The organism is Patescibacteria group bacterium, assembly GCA_020148145.1.
Lineage (GTDB): Bacteria > Patescibacteriota > Minisyncoccia > Minisyncoccales > JAHCRE01 > JAHCRE01.
The window spans coordinates 26345-43480 of record JAHCRE010000013.1 but is presented as its reverse complement, the minus strand read 5'-3'; the positions used below and the strand labels follow the sequence as shown (position 1 = coordinate 43480).

General features: G+C 35.7%; 13 protein-coding genes and 5 tRNA genes. 7 read left to right on the top strand and 11 right to left on the bottom strand.

What is annotated here, in order from left to right:
- Window positions 1–125: 125 nt before the first annotated feature.
- Window positions 126–1190, bottom strand: a complete 1065-nt coding sequence (gene pilM, locus KJA15_02015) for a type IV pilus assembly protein PilM (protein MBZ9572080.1) — start codon at window positions 1188–1190, stop codon at window positions 126–128.
- Between the two features lie 123 nt (window positions 1191–1313).
- On the opposite strand from pilM, the gene KJA15_02010 reads away from it, so the two are divergent.
- A complete protein-coding gene (locus tag KJA15_02010) occupies window positions 1314–2027 on the top strand; it encodes a ComF family protein (GenBank protein MBZ9572079.1) in 714 nt (237 codons plus the stop codon).
- A gap of 94 nt (window positions 2028–2121) precedes the next feature.
- Here the strand turns inward: KJA15_02010 and KJA15_02005 are convergent.
- Window positions 2122–2206: transfer RNA gene (locus KJA15_02005), tRNA-Ser, on the bottom strand.
- 5 nt (window positions 2207–2211) lie between these two features.
- A tRNA-Ser gene (locus KJA15_02000) sits at window positions 2212–2296 on the bottom strand.
- 795 nt (window positions 2297–3091) lie between these two features.
- On the opposite strand from KJA15_02000, the gene KJA15_01995 reads away from it, so the two are divergent.
- Together KJA15_01995 and recG are read left to right on the top strand one after the other, a co-directional pair.
- A tRNA-Arg gene (locus KJA15_01995) sits at window positions 3092–3164 on the top strand.
- Window positions 3165–3204: 40 nt separating this feature from the next.
- Window positions 3205–5340, top strand: a complete 2136-nt coding sequence (gene recG, locus KJA15_01990) for an ATP-dependent DNA helicase RecG (protein ID MBZ9572078.1) — start codon at window positions 3205–3207, stop codon at window positions 5338–5340.
- A 187-nt stretch (window positions 5341–5527) separates the two neighbouring features.
- Here recG and KJA15_01985 read toward each other — a convergent pair whose 3' ends face one another.
- Together KJA15_01985 and KJA15_01980 are read right to left on the bottom strand one after the other, a co-directional pair.
- The gene (locus KJA15_01985; protein MBZ9572077.1) at window positions 5528–7081 is read right to left on the bottom strand and encodes a hypothetical protein; all 1554 of its coding nucleotides are present in this window, start codon (window positions 7079–7081) and stop codon (window positions 5528–5530) included.
- A gap of 93 nt (window positions 7082–7174) precedes the next feature.
- Window positions 7175–7246 (bottom strand) — tRNA-Glu (locus tag KJA15_01980).
- Window positions 7247–7527: 281 nt separating this feature from the next.
- Here KJA15_01980 and KJA15_01975 point away from each other — a divergent pair.
- The 4 genes from KJA15_01975 to KJA15_01960 are packed head-to-tail and all read left to right on the top strand — an operon-like array spanning window position 7528 to window position 12152.
- On the top strand, window positions 7528–8775 hold the full coding sequence (locus KJA15_01975) for a tRNA (adenosine(37)-N6)-threonylcarbamoyltransferase complex transferase subunit TsaD (GenBank protein MBZ9572076.1): 1248 nt from the start codon (window positions 7528–7530) through the stop codon (window positions 8773–8775).
- A 24-nt stretch (window positions 8776–8799) separates the two neighbouring features.
- Window positions 8800–10962, top strand: a complete 2163-nt coding sequence (valS, locus tag KJA15_01970; GenBank protein ID MBZ9572075.1) for a valine--tRNA ligase — start codon at window positions 8800–8802, stop codon at window positions 10960–10962.
- Window position 10963: 1 nt separating this feature from the next.
- The gene (locus tag KJA15_01965; GenBank protein ID MBZ9572074.1) at window positions 10964–11674 is read left to right on the top strand and encodes a PrsW family intramembrane metalloprotease; all 711 of its coding nucleotides are present in this window, start codon (window positions 10964–10966) and stop codon (window positions 11672–11674) included.
- Between the two features lie 4 nt (window positions 11675–11678).
- A complete protein-coding gene (locus KJA15_01960; GenBank protein MBZ9572073.1) occupies window positions 11679–12152 on the top strand; it encodes an Hsp20/alpha crystallin family protein in 474 nt (157 codons plus the stop codon).
- Window positions 12153–12209: 57 nt separating this feature from the next.
- Here KJA15_01960 and KJA15_01955 read toward each other — a convergent pair.
- The 6 genes from KJA15_01955 to gyrA form a co-directional block, all read right to left on the bottom strand.
- Window positions 12210–12291 (bottom strand) — tRNA-Leu (locus KJA15_01955).
- Between the two features lie 157 nt (window positions 12292–12448).
- Window positions 12449–12838 carry a hypothetical protein gene (locus KJA15_01950; GenBank protein MBZ9572072.1) on the bottom strand — a complete coding sequence of 130 codons (390 nt, stop codon included), beginning with the start codon at window positions 12836–12838 and terminating at the stop codon, window positions 12449–12451.
- Between the two features lie 112 nt (window positions 12839–12950).
- Window positions 12951–13349, bottom strand: a complete 399-nt coding sequence (locus KJA15_01945) for a hypothetical protein (protein MBZ9572071.1) — start codon at window positions 13347–13349, stop codon at window positions 12951–12953.
- A 60-nt stretch (window positions 13350–13409) separates the two neighbouring features.
- Window positions 13410–13751 (bottom strand): hypothetical protein, encoded by a 342-nt coding sequence (locus KJA15_01940; GenBank protein ID MBZ9572070.1) that lies wholly within the window; start codon window positions 13749–13751, stop codon window positions 13410–13412.
- Window positions 13752–13954: 203 nt separating this feature from the next.
- Entirely contained in the window at window positions 13955–14422 is a 468-nt protein-coding gene (locus KJA15_01935) for a class I SAM-dependent methyltransferase (protein MBZ9572069.1), read from the bottom strand.
- Window positions 14423–14634: 212 nt separating this feature from the next.
- Window positions 14635–17136, bottom strand: coding sequence for a DNA gyrase subunit A (gene gyrA / locus KJA15_01930; GenBank protein MBZ9572068.1), 2502 nt, complete (start codon window positions 17134–17136; stop codon window positions 14635–14637).

Below are 17136 nucleotides of genomic sequence, written 5' to 3'. Positions count from 1 at the left end.
TCCCTTCGGTTCTTAATATTTTCCTATACGGGAGAACCGAATGGTTTCCCAGACGGGGCTTTCCGACTCAATCCGCTTCGCAGGCTTCGCGGAGAAGCCTCGCGTCTTGACCGACCCCTCTCCGATTATTCTAGTCCCCTTAGAGCCACACCTACTGCTATTGCGTAACTAGGCCCTATTTCCTTTAAAGTTTTTTCAAGGATTGGGGGATATAAAATATTGGAAAAGGGATTAGCAATTTCTACTTCTTTTTTGAGACCTTCTGTGAGATATTCTTTTAGACCAGGAAGCAAGGCTATTCCTCCAGCTATAATAAATTTTTGGATTTCTTTTTTTTCAGCTCCATATAGGGTCCGAGAGGTTTTTTCCATTTCAATTAAAATTAAATCAATCAAGGGGATTAAAATTTCTCTAATATTTCTCTCTGAAGGTATTAACCCGTATTCTTTTTTTAAATTTTCTGCTTTTTTATAATCAACATTCAGAGATTTAGATATCATTTGGGTCAATTCATTTCCTGAAACATCAAAGCTATGTGATATTTTTAAAATTCCCTGATCAATAATGCTGACGGTAGTACTCTGGGCTCCAATATCTAACAAGGCAATTACTCTTTTATCCTCTTTAACTAAAGATCTTACCAGTGCAAATGCTTCTGCCTCTAGGGCTTTAATTTCGAGATTGGCCAGAATTGCTATTTGTTGATATTGGGAAATAATACTTTTTGGAACGGCGACTAATAATATTTTCAGAGGAGTTTTTTTTTGGTCAACTACTCCTCCGACTATTGACCAGTCTAAAACTATCTCAGATAAAGGAAGAGGAATATGATGTCGGGCCTCAAATCTTACTGCCTCGGCTATTTCTTCTTTAGTCATTGGTGGCAGTTCAAAATTGGTAAAGAAACTGGAGAAATCAGGAATGGAGAAAATAGTTTTTCTTTCTGAAATTTTTGTTTCTTTTAAAACAGCTGAGATTGCCCGGGCAATATCTCGACTAGAGAGTAAAAGGGTACTTTTTTCAGAAGTTCGGAATGGTTTTTCATAAAGGGTTTGAACCGCTATTTCACCATATCTTTCTAATTTTACTTTCTCTCCCCGGAGAGACAACTCAACAATTTTGATACTCGATGTTCCAATATCTATCCCCAAACATCTTTTAGATGCGATTTTAAAAGGGAATCGAATCATCTTTTCTATAATACCATTTTAAAGTAGAAAATGCTATCTGAAAATTAAGTTTTTAAAATTGGTGAATTATTATGATATATTAAATTATAACCTAAAATAGAAGAAATTGGAATGCTTCTCATTATGAGAATTTTTGCTAAATTGAAAAATTTTTTATTAGAACTCTTTTTTCCAAAATCTTGTCTAGGTTGTGGCCGAGAGGGAAAATACCTTTGCGAAGATTGTTGTTCAATAATTGAAATTTTAGAATATCAATTCTGTCCTGGCTGCCAGAAAAGAGTAATAAATGGAGAAACCTGCCGGGGCTGTAAAGAATTTATAAAACTAAATGGGCTTTACTTTGCTGCTCCTTATCAAGATTATCTCGTAAAAAAAATAATTAGTCAATTTAAATACCAACCTTTTATAAAAGAACTGGCCAAGCCTTTAGCTTCTTTAATAATAACTCATTTTTTAATTCTTGACAAAGAATTTTCAGATTCTGAATTTCTAATTATCCCTATTCCTTTGGATAGAAAGAGGTTAAAATGGAGAGGATTTAATCAAGCAGCTGAGATTGCAATTTTACTTTCGAAATCTTTAAAAATTCCTGTTTTAAAAGATGCTCTAATAAAAATCAAGGAAACCCTTCCCCAGGTTGAGATTGAGGATAAAGAAGAGAGGAAAGAAAATATTTTAGGGGTATTTCTTTGCCAAAATCAAGAAAAAATAAAAGGGAGAAAAATTCTCTTGGTGGATGATGTCTATACAACTGGTGCTACCATGAATGAGGGCGCCCGAGTTTTGAAGGAATCAGGCGCTAAAGAAGTCTGGGGAACAGCAGTGGCTAGAGGATAGAAATTAACAGCTATATTATTAAATAGTTAACAAAAAACCGGCGGAAGCCGGTTTTTGATTTAACGGAGAGGGCGGGAATTACCCCGCACTTTTGCGGCGGGAGGAGGATTCGAACCTCCGGTACCTTACGGTACACCTGTTTTCAAGACAGGCCGAATAAACCGCTCTCGCATCCCGCCCAAAGCGGAGGAGGTGGGACTCGAACCCACAGACGGGATTAACCGTCATGGCTTAGCAAGCCACTTCCTTGCCAATTCGGACACTCCTCCAGTTTATATTCTATCTATTAAAATTAATTAAGTCAATCTGGGTTGTGTATTCGAACAGAATATAGTATAATATTTAAAACTATCCGTTCAAATCAAAAAATGCAAAAAAAATCATATACACTAAAAGAGAAGGAAGAAGTAAAGCAATTGATATTAGCTGGGAAAAGTTATCGAGAAATACGAGAACTTTTAGGTGTACCGAAAAGCACTATAAGTACTTGGTTTGGAAAAACGATAAAAAAACCAATTACTAGAAAGGCAATGTTAGAGCATCTCGCCAAAATACGCAAATTAGCGGTGGTTGCTTTAAAAAATAAATGGAAGAAGAAAAGGAAAGAAGGGGCTCGATTACTAAAAGAAAAAATAGAAAAAGAAATAGAAAGCTATCCTTTAGGAGATATTGGGTTTTATAAATCATTGCTCGCTATGTTATATTGGACAGAAGGGAGTAAATATAAGGGTGTAAGTAAGACGACATTTATTAACACTGACCCCAACTTGTTACTTCTATATATAACGTTGCTCAGAAAGTGCTACGATATTGACGAAAGTAAATTCAGCATTTGGTTACGTGTACATTATTATCATTCAATAAAAAAGATTAAAAACTTCTGGTCAAAACTATTTAATGTCCCATTAAGCCAGTTCTATAAAGTTTCTGTAAAAAAACGCAGCAAAACAAAGCGATTTAGAAAAAACTTTGCGGGAATTTGTAGTATCCATTATAAAGATAGTAGTATAGGAAAAGAATTACTAGAGATAGGTCGTGTTTTACAAAAATTTATATGCAAAAATGCGCCCGTAGCTCAATGGAAAGAGCATCTGATTGCGGATCAGAAGGTTGTAGGTTCGACTCCTGCCGGGCGCACAAGCGCTTCGATGTTATATCGGAGCAATTTTTTGAATTCATGAATCTTTCTACTCCAATTGAGAGTCTGCCTCGAGTAGGTCCTAGATACCAAAAGAGGTTGAAGAAATTGGGAATTAAAACAATTGACGACCTTCTTTTTCACTTTCCTCATCGTTATGAGGATTTTTCAAAAATAATTCCTATTGCCAAAGTAAAACTTAATGAAACCTGCTGCATTCAGGGGAAAATTCTAGAAATAGAAAATACCAGAACCTGGAAAAAAAGAATGATTTTAACTCAGGCTATTATTGAAGATGAATCCGGAGCAATAAAGGTAGTCTGGTTTAATCAACCTTATTTAATAAAAGTTTTAAAGCCAAAAGGTTTTGTTTGTTTGGCAGGGAAAGTGGTCTTGGGAGATAAAGGGATCTATTTATCAAATCCAACTTATGAAAAAATTAGCAAAAAGGCTGACTTAATTCACACCGGAAGAATTGTTCCAGTTTATCCAGAAACTGAGGGATTATCTTCCAGGTGGCTAAGGTGGATTCTAAGACCTCTTTTAATTAAATTTCAAAATAAAATTCCTGATCCGTTGCCTGAGAAAATAAGAAAACAGTATCAACTTTTCCCCATCGAGCAGGCAATCTGGCAAATTCATTTTCCTAATTCCTTAAAATTAGCGAAAAAGGCCCGACAGCGATTCTCTTTTGAGGAGCTATTTTTTATTTCTCTTTTGGTTTTAAGAGAGAGAGTAAAAATTTCCCAGAGAAATTCTTTACCTATACCCTTAAACATTGAATTAATTCAGGATTTCACTAAGGCCTTGCCTTTTAAATTAACAAATGCCCAAAAAAAATCAGTCTGGCAGATTTTAAAGGATTTGGAAAGGTCTCGACCAATGAACAGGCTTTTAGAGGGCGATGTCAGCTCGGGTAAAACAGTGGTAGCGGTTATGGCCGCCTTGAATACAACAAAAGCTGGCTATCAAATAGCCATGATGTGTCCAACTGAGATTCTAGCTAAACAACATTTTCAGGAAATTTCTAAGACTTTAAGAGATTTTAATTTAAATATCGGTTTTTTGACCGGTAAAGAAAGTAAAATTATCTCAAAAAAAGCAAAGAGAGAAGTATTAAAAATTTCTCGAAAGAAACTTTTAGAGAAAGTAGTAAAAGGAAATATTGATATTTTAATTGGTACCCATGCCTTAATTCAGGAAAAAGTAAAATTTGGAAATTTAGCTCTAGTAATTTTAGATGAGCAACATCGATTCGGAGTTGAGCAAAGAGCTCGCCTCTGTCAAGATTCAGGGAAAAAACTTATTCCCCATTTATTATCAATGACTGCCACCCCTATTCCTAGAACCTTAGCTTTAACTATTTATGGAGATTTAGATTTATCAATAATTGATGAATTACCTAAAGGAAGAAAAAAAATAGTTACTAAAGTTGTGGCTCCGGCCAATCGAAAAGGAGCCTATGATTTTATTCGATCAGAAATCAAAAAGGGAAGACAAGTTTTTGTAATCTGTCCAAGAATTGAACCAAATCAAAAATCTACAGAGGGAAATCGAAAATCAAAAGAAGAGATTTTGGGTTGGGCAGAGGTAAAGGCAGTTAAGGAAGAATATGAAAAATTATCAAAAAAAGTCTTTCCCGATTTAAAAGTGAGGATGTTACATGGAAGAATGAAAACTAAAGAGAAAGAAAAGCAAATGTTAGATTTTAAAAATAAAAAAATTGATATTCTAGTTTCAACTTCGGTAATTGAAGTAGGAATTGATGTTCCTAATGCCACAGTAATGATGATTGAAGGAGCCGAAAGATTTGGCCTAGCCCAACTTCACCAATTTAGGGGAAGAGTAGGAAGATCTAAATATCAATCTTTTTGTTTTTTGTTTACTGATTCACCGGCTAAAAAAACAAATTTGAGATTAAAAGCCCTAGTATCCTCAGAGAATGGTTTTGAGCTAGCTGAGAAAGATTTAAAAATTCGGGGCCCAGGTGATTTTTTTGGAACAAGACAATGGGGAATTCCTGATCTGGCTATGGATTCTTTAAAAGATATACTTTTAGTCGAAAAAGCCCGAGAGGCAGCAAAGGAAATCTTAAGAAAAGATCCAGGGTTAAAAAAATATCCCCTACTGAGGGAGAAATTAAAGAGGGTTCAAAAAAGGGTCCACCTGGAATAGATTATTGTCGAATTTTCTCAGTCGGCCAAAAGTCGCTTCGCTCCCCAGACACCCACGGTTTCTGGCGCTTTCATCCTTCGCTAAGGCTTCGGAGAGTCGCTGTTTTCCTACACGGGGGACGCCACCCACCCACCACCCTCCCGCTTCGCGGGTCCCTGCCCAGTTCCCCCGACCCCCTTTCTGGTTTTTAGCCTCCTTCGAAATTCTTTCGGATTTTCTCGGTCGGCCAAAAACCCATGTATTTCCCTAACATCCACCTGGTCTGAGCATCTAAGGCTGGAAGGGAACTAAAAAATATCATAGTCAAGGGCAGGAACAACCATTGGAAGATTAAAATCAAGAATTTAAACCGACCATATTTGGGTGGCCGAGGAGGAAGTAAAAGGAGACTAAAATAAGCAGAACCTACTAAACCTATCATAGTTATGGTCAAGATATTTCTTGTTATTATTGGTAAGTTATAAGAAATTAAGGTTTGGGAAAACTCTTCTCCCCCTAAAATCAAAGGTAGCCACCCCAAGAGAAAGATTAAAATAGAGGCAGTGGCCCAAGACCAGTGACCCTCAATTGACTCAAATCCCAGAGAAAATTTTTTGGATATTGGGATTTTTTTATTTTTAAAAAAGCCAAAAAGAAAATAGGGTATATCCCCTACTCCATAAGACCATCTCCTTTGTTGTTTATAAATGTTAATTAATGTTCTCCAAAAACTTTTGGCTACATTAGCATCCATTGAAACTGGATAATAGAGAGGTTGAACATTATAATCTCCATCATATTTCAGAAAGCACTGCCAAAAAATTCTTGAATCGTCTGAAACAACATTTTTTTGTTTAAAATCAACATCAACTAGAGTTTTAAAACTCATTGAATGGGAAGAAAAAGTAATCAGTTTTTCTGGCCTTTCTTGGTTCATAGTATGCCAGAAAGTTGAGGAGAAAGAAAAAATTCGAGAAATACTAGGGGCCTGCCAGATATTATTAATGAAAAGGGGGACAGGTTGAAAACTGGTTCTAGCGGGCCTCTTTAAGGTTAAATAATGATAGGTTAAACAACTAAAATATTTCGGGAAAACACAGGTATCAGTATCAAAAGAAGAAAAAATGATATTTCGATAGGGAATTTTTAGAGGATCTATTAAAAGCTCTTTTACCCTTTTTGCCGCCCAGGCTTCGTTTGAACCCTTACCAGCAATTTCTCCTGGTAAATTTGCTGGATGAAAAGTGATTAAGAATTTAAAAAATTTTTTTCCAAATTCTTTTTCAATAATTTTAGCTGTTTTTTTTGCTTTCTCCCCTGCTCTTTCTTCACAAGCTAAAACCACAATCATTTTATCCTTAGGATAATCAGTATTTTCTAAGGCTCTAAAAGTCTCCCTAGCAATTTCCAGAGGCTCTTTATACATTGGGAAAATGATCAAATGATAAATATTTTTCCAATTTCTATTTTTCAGTTGATTAAGTCTCTCTAGCCAATTGGTATTCTCGTGCTCTTTCATTCTTTTAAACCCAGATCGAAGGTGAAAGGAAAGATAAATTGTTCGGAAAAACCAGTATATCACGAAAAAAATAATAAAAATAGCAACAAAAAAAGGTTTCTGCCAGGAGAGAATAATTACTAAAATTAATGTTCCCCAGGATATCAATCCTGGAAAAATCTCAAAAAACCTAAAAAGCGCCCTTTCTTTTGAATCCTTTAAATCAGAGGCCCGATTAACTTTAAGATAATAATCTTCTTCCATTAATAAAAATTATCAGAGCTGAGCTCTGAAAAATCTCTATGGCGCCAACGGGAATCGAACCCGTGTTTAGGGACTTGCCCCGCACCAAATTTATGGCCTCGACGGGAGTCGAACCCGTATTTCGACTTTGAAGGAGTCGTATCCTAACCACTAGATGACGAGGCCAGTCAAAGATTGATGCAGGGTTAAAAAAGCCCCTTGTCCTAGCCACTAGACGATGGCACCATTCCCTTTAAAATTTTAACTCAAAGGTCGCGGTACGCGTCGCTTTGCTCCACTAACACCGTTCCCCAGACACCCTCGGTTTCTGGCAGTCGTCGCTTCACTCCTCCCTGTCTTCCTATGCGGGGGACGCCACCCACCCGCCACCCTCCCGCTTCGCGGGCCCCCACCCAGTTCCCCCGACCCCCCTCTGTTTTTTTGCTAAATTAAATTTAGCAAAAAGATTGAAAAAAGGCAAGGAAAAATTTAAGATAGGTATATATATGATTATTTTAGCAATTGAGACATCCTGTGACGATACTTGTATTGCTTTAATTTTAGCTTTAGGAAAAAAAAGGCTTCGCTTTAAAATTTTATCCAATATTGTCTCGTCCCAAGTAAAAATTCACAGAAAGTGGGGGGGAGTCTATCCAAGTTTGGCTAAACGAGAACATCAGCACAATCTTGTTCCAGTATTAAAACAGGTCTTAATGGAATCGAGATTACTAAAATCAAATATCAAAAATCAAAAAGTAAAAAATAAACTTAGAATTAAAAATTTAGAAAAAATTTTGGAGCGAGAAGAATATCTTTTTGAAAAATTAAAAAAATTTTTAAGGGATTATAAAAAACCAAAAATTGATTTAATTACGATAACAATTGGGCCAGGACTAGAACCTTGTCTGTGGGTAGGAGTAAACTTTGCCAAGGCCCTAGCTTATTTCTGGGGATTAAAAATTTTACCAATTAATCATATTGAGGCTCACATCCTCGCTAACTGGCTTCCACCAGTTAGCTCAAATCTCAGGTGGCAAATCTCAAATCTCAAAAATATTTTTCCTGCGGTTTGTTTAGTGGTAAGTGGCGGACACACTCAGCTGATTTTAATGAAAGGTTTTGGAAAATACAAAATTTTAGGCGAGACAAGGGATGATGCGGCTGGAGAATGCTTTGACAAAGTAGCCAGAATTTTAGGGCTTGGCTACCCCGGAGGGCCAGCTATTGCCCAGATTGCCAAGCAATGGAAATCCCCCACCCCAATGACCAATAACCGAATTAAGTTACCAAGACCGATGATTAATTCTAAAGATTATGACTTCAGCTTCTCTGGTTTAAAAACGGCAGTTTTATATAATTTTAAAAGTCAATCTGAAAAAACCCAGAGGTCAAAAAAATATATCCGAAAAATGTGTGCTGAAACCCAACAGGCAATAATTGATGTCTTAATTAGAAAAACTCTCAGGGCAGCTAAAGAATATAAAGTAAAAACTATAATGCTTGGCGGTGGGGTTACTGCTAACGAAGAATTGCGCAAACAATTCCAAAAAATTATTAAGAAAAATTTGCCAAATACCAAATGCTTGATACCTGATACTAAATACTGCACTGATAATGCGGTAATGACAGGAATAACTGCCTATTGCCATTTGCTAAAAGGAAAAAAGAGAACTTGGCGAGAAATTAAAGTTAAAGCAAACCTGAGAATAAACTAAATGTTATGTTAAAATAAACCTAAGATGAAACTCTCAAAAGTTTACAATCCTAAAAAAGTTGAAGAAAGAATTTATAATCTCTGGCAAAGGTCAGGTTTTTTTAATCCTGATAAATTACCTCCTCGGCATAAAAAACCATACACCATTTTGATTCCTCCACCGAATATTACAGGTACCCTTCATATGGGCCATGCCCTAAATGCAACGGTTCAGGATATTTTAATTCGCTGGCAACGTCTTCGAGGTTTTAAAACTCTATGGCTCCCGGGAACAGATCATGCCGGGATTGCTACTCAAAACGTAGTTGAAAGAGAATTAAAAAAAGAAGGTAAAACTCGATTTGATTTAGGGCGAGAATTATTTATTAAAAGAGCAAGGTGTTGGAAAGAAAAATATGGAAATATTATTTTAGACCAATTAAAAAAGCTAGGTTCTAGTTGTGACTGGTCAAGAACTAGATTTACTATGGATAAGAATTATTGCCAAGCAGTAAAAAGGGCTTTTTTACATTATTTTAAAAAAGGCTGGATTTATCAGGGGAAAAGAGTTATAAATTGGTGCAAAAGATGTGGGACTTCTTTGTCAAATCTTGAGTTAGAATATAAAGAAGAAAAAGGGAAACTCTGGTATATTCGCTATCCGCTAAAAACTAAATCCTATATTGTTATTGCCACCACTAGGCCAGAAACCATGTTAGGAGATACGGCGGTGGCTGTAAATCCAAAAGATGAGAGATATAAAAATTTTATTGGGAAAAAAGCAATTTTGCCCTTAACCAATAGAGAAGTTCCTATTATTAAAGATTCGCTAGTTGATCCAAAATTTGGAACTGGAGCAGTTAAGGTTACTCCTGCCCATGATCTAAAAGATTTTGAAATCAGATTGCGTCATAATTTAGAAATTCGACAGGTTATTAATGAAAAAGGTCAAATCACAAAAGAAGCTCCTCTTCCCTATCAAGGATTAACTATTCTCGAGGCCAGAAAAAAAGTTGTTGAAAATTTAAAAAATCAAGGTCTCTTGAAGAAAATTGAAGATTATGTCCATCAAATTCCACGCTGTTATCGATGCAATACCAAAATTGAGTTAATTCCTTCTGATCAATGGTTTTTAAAAATGAAAGGTCTGGCAAAACTCGCAACTGGAGCTGTAAAAACTGGTAAAATAAAATTTCATCCAAAAAGATGGAAGAAGGTCTATTTTGACTGGTTGAAAAATATAAAAGATTGGTGTATATCTCGGCAAATCTGGTGGGGACATAAAATCCCGATTAAAGGTGAAAATGATGTTTTAGATACTTGGTTCTCTTCAGCCCTCTGGCCATTCGCTACCCTTGGTTGGCCCAAAAAAACAAAAGATCTTAAGAAATTTTATCCAACCGATGTTTTAAGTACTGGCCGGGATATTCTTAATCTTTGGGTGGCTAGAATGATTTTTTCTGGAATGGAATTTATGAAAAAAAATCCTTTTAAAACAGTCTATATTCATCCCACCGTCTTAACCAAAGGAGGGAAAAGAATGTCAAAATCCCTTGGTACTGGGATTGATCCAATAAATCTTATTGAAAAATATGGGGCTGATGCCACCCGATTCGGAATAATCTGGCAAGTCATGGGAGGTCAGGATATTCGATTTATTGAAGATAATATAATAATGGGAAAAAAATTCTGTAATAAAATCTGGAACGCCGCGAGATTTATCTTGCAACAAATCTTGGAGTCAAAAATCCCGCCAGAGGCGTCGCCTCGGGCGAACCTCGCCTTCGGCGGGAGGCTCGCCAAGGGCGGCAAAAATAAAAAAGCAAAAATACAAATCGAGATTAAAAAATTAAATAAAAGAAAATTTACCCAGGCTGATAAAAGAATATTAAAAGCATTAAATAAAACAATAAAATCGATTAACAAAGATTTAGAAAATTTTCTTTTTGGTCAGGCCAGCCATAAACTTTACAATTTTTTCTGGCATGATTTTTGCGATGAATATATTGAAAAAAGTAAATATCAAATGTCAAATATTAAATGTCAAAAAGAGACCGAAAAAATTTTACTTTATGTTTTATTAAATTCTTTGAAACTTTTACACCCTTTTATACCTTTTATAACTGAAGAAATTTACCAGAAATTATTATTGAAAAATAAAAAGAAATGTTTAATGATTGAAGAATGGCCCCAACGCGTAATTTGCTAATATGAATTATCCTCTTTATCTTATCTTTGGTCTTTTACCCAGTATTATCTGGCTTTTATTTTTTTTAAGAAAAGATGTTCACCCTGAGTCCAAGAGAATGATTTTAAAAATTTTCTTTTATGGGATGTTAGTGGCTATACCAGCAGTTTTTATTGAAATGGTAATTTTAAAAGGATTTTTAAAATTGAATCTTTCCCCAATTTTGATTCAAGTCTTAAATTTCTTTATCGGAATTGCCTTAGTAGAAGAAATTTTAAAATATTTAGTAGTTAAAGAAAAAGTGGTGTCTAATCCAGAATTTGATGAACCATTAGATGCTATGCTTTATATGATAATTTCAGCTTTGGGCTTTGCCGCCCTAGAAAATATCTTAATTTTTTTGTCTCCGAAAATATTTTTTTTACCCCTTGAGGAAACTTTAGTCTTAGCCTCTTTCCGTTTTATTTCTGCCACATTTTTACATGCTCTTTCCTCAGGGCTGATAGGTTATTTTCTTGCCCTGTCTTTTTTTGAAACAAAAAGTCAGGGCAAATTAATTGCTCAAGGCTTAGGGCTAGCTATAATCTTGCATGGGCTTTATAATTTTTCTATAATAGTAATAGAAGGAAATTTAAGATTAATAATACCAATAATCATTTTAATTGGACTAGCCCTATTTGTTTCTTTAGGTTTTAAAAAACTAGAGAAAATGGCCAGTGTCTGTAAAATTTAATAATATGGTGTCTTTTTTTGAAAAATTAAAAAAGGAAGGGGAAATGGAAGTTGAAGAAAAAATAAAAAAAGAGTCAGAAAAAGTTAAAAAGTTAGAAGTAGAAGAAGAACCAAAAAAAGTTGAGAAATCAAAAGAAAAGTGGCTTAAAGCAAAAGGGCAATTGGCAGTTGATGTTTACCAAACAGACGATAATCTTGTTATTCAATCTGCTATTGCGGGAGTAGAATCTGAAGATTTGGATATTTCAATAGAAAATGATGTATTGATGATAAAAGGAAATAGAGAAAAACCAGCTGAGGAAGTTAAGCAAAATTATTTTTATCAGGAATGTTATTGGGGACCGTTTTCTAGAGAAATCATCTTACCAGTGGAAGTTGACCCCTCAAGAGCTGAAGCCTCAATGGAAAAAGGAATTTTAACTATAAAAATACCAAAGATTGAAAAGGAGAGGAAAAGAAAGATAGTAGTAAAAGGCTAAAATTAATCATTAACTGATTTATCAAAAAACCGCTGTGTTTGAGGCAGCGGTTTTTTGTGTCCCTGGCAGGATTCGAACCTGCAACCCTCTCGGGATGTGGTCCTAAACCACACGTGTGTACCAATTTCACCACAGGGACAAAAAGTTGGGGATGCGTATTTCAGTTCTGCCACAAGGACATCTTAATTATCTTATCTTTTTAAAATCAAAAAATCAACCCCGCCTGGCGGGGTTGATTAAATTGAAATCACTATTGTTCTTTCCGATAAGAAAATCTCCTCCAACTTTCAATCCTACTAGTATATTCCTACTAGCCTTTTGGCAATGGCTGGAATAGCCCTGGCAAAAAGGGCAACTACCATACCTATTACTGCATACAAAATATAATTTCTCCCAGTGCTTACCTTATCAGGTGCTCCACCTGCCGTCACAAGCAAAAATGCTCCGGCAATTATCATAAGCCCAACAACACCCCCTATAATAAAAGTTAGCCATTTAGTAAGAATATAGATTGAATTCACTAAACAACACATCCCATACGTATCTAGATCTACGTCTGAACCGCTTGTACAGGTCGGGTCAATCTCGGTCAAATCTTCCTCTAAGTGACATGTATCTTGGGCTAGGGCTACCATTGGCAAAACTAAAAGACCTACCAGAGCTAAAACCGAAATAATTTTGTTCATATTTTTTATTTTTACTCAACCCTCTCTATAGTTTAAATTTAATCAAAATCTCTCGTTCTTTCCGAACAGAAGGTCAAAATCTTACTAATTTTTCTATCTCTATCCTCTAATTTTATCCTATTCCTAGAATTGCCTTTGCAATGGCTGGAATAGCCCTGGCAAAAAGGGCAACTACCATACCTATTACTGCATACAAAATAAGATTTCTTCCAGAGGTCACTTTCTCTGGATTACCACCTGCTGTTACAATCATAAATGCTCCGGCAATTATCATAAGCCCAACAACACCCCCTATAATAAAGGTTAACCATTTAGTAACAACATAGATTGAATTCACTAAACAACACATCCCATACGTATCTAGGTCTACTTCTGAACCTGCTGTACAATCTGGATGAATATCAGACAAATCTTCCTCTAAGGTACATGTGTCCTGGGCTAGGGCTACCATTGGCAATACCAAAAAAGTCAAAAGACTTACTAAGACTAGAACTGAAATGACTTTACTCATATTTTTTATTTTCTATTTTTTGTTTTTATTCGACCTTTATTTTTTTACTTTTTTCGACTTTTAACCTTCAGGTACTCCTAGTATTTGTTTTATCACAGTAATTAGTCCTTTGGCAAGTAAAACTATAGCAAATCCGATTATTGTCCAGAACATTATCTGCTTGGCAGTCCGAATTCTTCCCGGATCACCACCTGCGGTTACAAAATAAAAACCAGCTACAATAATCATTAAAGGAACTAAGGCTACAGCAATCACAAAAATAAAATCAATAATCCCCTCTACTATTTCTTCAAATGTATCATATTTAAGAGGATTTTCTATTTCTATCGCTTCAGCCAATAAGGGCATCAAAAGAAAAAATAGAAATGAAAAGAAAATTGTTTTTTTAAGACGGAGATTCATAAAATTATATTATTTTAGCATAAACTAAGTTCTAGTAAATATTAAGCCATAATGGTCGCTTTGCTCCTTAGAAACCCACGGTTTCTAACTCTCGCTCATTTCATTCGCTCGCTGTTTTCCTATACGGGGACGCGCCACCCACCCGCCACCCTCCCGCTTCAGACGCGGGCCCCTACCCAATCTCCCCGACCCCCTCTGTGCCATTATGGCTTAGAAAATATTAATCCATAATGGTAAGCCCCAGCTGTAAACTCTTTTTTTAATTTTAAATCAAGGTCTTCGGCTATTTTTTTTATATCTTTTAGGGCAACTCTTCCTTTTTTTGGACCTAGAGAAACCTCAGGTTTCCAATCAACAATCAAAATTTTCCCTCTTTTTTTTAATACTCTTTTAGCCTCAGACATTACTAATTTTTTATCCTCTATCTCAAATAAAAGATTGGTCATTAAAACCAAGTCTAAAAAATTATTAGCTAATTTTGAACCATTTTCCCTTTCCACATCAGAGAGAACTGTCTCAATATTTGAAATCCTCTCAATTTCGGCTTTACTTTTTAAGGCCGATAAAGGCTCCTCTAAGATATCAATAGCAAAAACTTTTCCATCTTTCAACCTTTTCGCCAAAGGTATTGCCCAACCACCAGAACCTGAGCCAAAATCAGCAGCAATCATATTTTTCCTTAGTTTAATTTGATTTAAAACTTTTTTTGGATTTAGAAATCCCTTTTCCACAGTTATAGATCCTGTCGTGAGCCACGGGTTATAAGGTCCCGGGCGAACGACACCTTATATTTCTTTGGCGGTTGGACACCTAGGGGCCCAAGCGAAGCTTGGGAGAATGGGTGGGCGGGTTGTAGTCTTTTGAAGAAAGGGGTCCAAGTGAATCAGATACAAGTTGCTGAGGCTACTTTATCTCCTTCTTCTAGCCTCATAATTTTTACTCCCTGGGTGGCTCGGGAAATCTTTGGAATCGAGGCAATTTTAGTCCTAATTACCTGGCCCTTTTGAGAAATAACAATTAAATCTTCCTCTAAACCAAATAGAATCTTTGAAACAATTAAATTTCCGGTTTTTTTAGTAATTTTAGCTGTCTTTATCCCGGAACCTCCTCTTTTTTGCAATCGATATTCTTTTAAATCTGTTCTTTTCCCAAACCCATTTTTACTCACCACCAATAGAATTTTTGATTTTTGCCGCCCTTGGTCCGCTTCGCCTGCGACGAGATTTTTGATTTTTGATTTTATTATGTCTATCCCTATCACCTCATCTCCTTTTCTTAATCTTATCCCTTTCACCCCGGCAGCACTTCTCCCCATGGACCTTATTTCTTTTTCCTTAAATTTTATAGCCTGACCCTTCTTTGTCACTAAAATAATTTCATTATCACCACTTGTTTTCTGAACACCTCTCAAGGTATCTCCTTTTTTAAGAGTGATAGCAATTAGTCCTGATTTTCTAATATTTTCAAAATCCTTCAAAGCTGTTTTTTTAATTATACCATCCTTAGTCGCCATTACCAGATATTTTATCCCCAGACTTTGATCATTCTTCCCCAAAGAAATTAGTGATAAAATCTTTTCTTGGGGAGAAATCTCTAAGAAATTAAGAAGTCCTCGGCCCTTGGCTACCCTGGTTCCTTGGGGAATTTCATAAACCAGAGTTTTAAAAACCTTTCCCGAGTCAGTAAAAAACAACAAAGAATCGTGGGTTTTTACTATTAGAAAATGCTCAACAATATCTTCCCCAATGGTTTTCATCCCCAAAATTCCCTTTCCTCCTCTTTTTTGACGTTTGTAAGTAGCCGGCTTTATTCTTTTAATGTAACCACCCTGAGTCAGAGTAATAATTGTTTCTTCAATAGGGATTAAGTCTTTTTCAGGAATCTCCCCGATCTTTCTAGCAAAAACTTTTGTTTTTCTTTCATCGCCAAAATTTTCTTTTATTTCCTTTAACCCCTCTCTGATAACCTCTTTTATCTTTTTGGGACTTTTTAGAATGGCTTGGAACTCTTTGGTTCTAACTAAAGTTTCCTTAAGTTCCTCTTGAATTTTTTTTCTTTCTAATCTTGCTAAGGCAGATAGTTTCATTTCTAAAATAGCATCGGCCTGAAGTAGGGTTAATTTAAATCTTTTTATTAAATTTTTCTGAGCTTGTTCTCTATCAGCTGAAGCTTTTATAGTTTTAATAACTTGGTCAATTTTTGAAAGTGCCTTAGCTAATCCTTTCAAAATATGAACTCTTTTTTTAGCTTTTTCTAATTCAAATTTTGTTCTTTTTAAAATTACTTCTTTTCGATGTAAAAGATAATAATTTAAATTTTCTACCAAATTTAAAACCCTAGGTTGGATTCCGTCAACCAAAGCTATCATATTTAAATGGAAGGTTTTCTGAAGATCAGTGAATTTATAAAGTTGGTTCAAAATCTTCTGGGGATAGGCATCTCGAGAAAGGTCAATAACAATTCTTAAACCTTCTTTGTCGGACTCGTCTCTAATATCTTTTATCCCTTCAACCCTTTTTTCCTGATAAACCTTGGCGAATTGCTCAACCAAAGTTGACTTCTGGACTTGAAAAGGAATTTCAGTAATTATAATTTGACTTTTACCTCGCTCGGCCTTAATCACTTCTGCCTTTCCTCTAATGACAATTGGTCCCTTCCCTTGGGAATAGACAGTAATTATTCCTTTTTGATCAAAAATCTGCCCTCCAGTTGGAAAATCTGGGCCTTTAATAAATTTGAAAAGGTCTTCGGTATCAGCTTTGGGGTGGGAAATTAAATAAATTAGAGCATCACAAACCTCAGAAAGATTATGAGGGGGAATATTAGTTGCCATCCCAACCGCAATTCCAAGAGAACCATTTAATAAGAGTTGAGGAAGGGGAGAAGGCAAAACAATTGGTTCTTTTCTTGTTCCGTCGTAATTTTCAACAAAATCAACAGTATCCTTGCCAATATCTTTAAGCATCTCCTCGCCAATTTTTGAAAGCCTGCATTCTGTATAGCGTTGGGCGGCCGGAGGGTCATTATCAATCGAACCAAAATTTCCCTGACCTTGAATTAAGGGATACCTTAAAGAAAAATCTTGAGCCATTCTAGCTAATGCATCATAGACTGCCTGATCACCATGGGGATGGTAATGGCCAAGGCAAAATCCAACTACTGTGGCTGATTTTCTAAATTTCGAGTCATGTTTTAATCCCATTTCATGCATTGCATATAAAATTCGGCGATGGACTGGCTTTAACCCATCTCTGACATCAGGTAAGGCCCGGGAGATAATCACTGACATTGCATAATCAATATAAGATTCTTCCATCTCTTTTGTTATCTCCCGAGGTTTAATATAGCCTATTTCAATTTTTTGTTTTTGAGATTTATTTGGCAT

Excerpts from the sequence above, each read along its gene's own strand:
- pilM (MBZ9572080.1), bottom strand. The coding sequence starts at position 1,190 with ATGATTCGATTCCCTTTTAAAATCGCATCTAAAAGATGTTTGGGGATA.
- KJA15_02010 (MBZ9572079.1), top strand. The coding sequence starts at position 1,314 with ATGAGAATTTTTGCTAAATTGAAAAATTTTTTATTAGAACTCTTTTTT.
- recG (MBZ9572078.1), top strand. The coding sequence starts at position 3,205 with ATGAATCTTTCTACTCCAATTGAGAGTCTGCCTCGAGTAGGTCCTAGA.
- KJA15_01985 (MBZ9572077.1), bottom strand. The coding sequence starts at position 7,081 with ATGGAAGAAGATTATTATCTTAAAGTTAATCGGGCCTCTGATTTAAAG.
- valS (MBZ9572075.1), top strand. The coding sequence starts at position 8,800 with ATGAAACTCTCAAAAGTTTACAATCCTAAAAAAGTTGAAGAAAGAATT.
- KJA15_01965 (MBZ9572074.1), top strand. The coding sequence starts at position 10,964 with ATGAATTATCCTCTTTATCTTATCTTTGGTCTTTTACCCAGTATTATC.
- KJA15_01960 (MBZ9572073.1), top strand. The coding sequence starts at position 11,679 with ATGGTGTCTTTTTTTGAAAAATTAAAAAAGGAAGGGGAAATGGAAGTT.
- KJA15_01950 (MBZ9572072.1), bottom strand. The coding sequence starts at position 12,838 with ATGAACAAAATTATTTCGGTTTTAGCTCTGGTAGGTCTTTTAGTTTTG.
- KJA15_01945 (MBZ9572071.1), bottom strand. The coding sequence starts at position 13,349 with ATGAGTAAAGTCATTTCAGTTCTAGTCTTAGTAAGTCTTTTGACTTTT.
- KJA15_01940 (MBZ9572070.1), bottom strand. The coding sequence starts at position 13,751 with ATGAATCTCCGTCTTAAAAAAACAATTTTCTTTTCATTTCTATTTTTT.
- KJA15_01935 (MBZ9572069.1), bottom strand. The coding sequence starts at position 14,422 with ATGATTGCTGCTGATTTTGGCTCAGGTTCTGGTGGTTGGGCAATACCT.
- gyrA (MBZ9572068.1), bottom strand. The coding sequence starts at position 17,136 with ATGCCAAATAAATCTCAAAAACAAAAAATTGAAATAGGCTATATTAAA.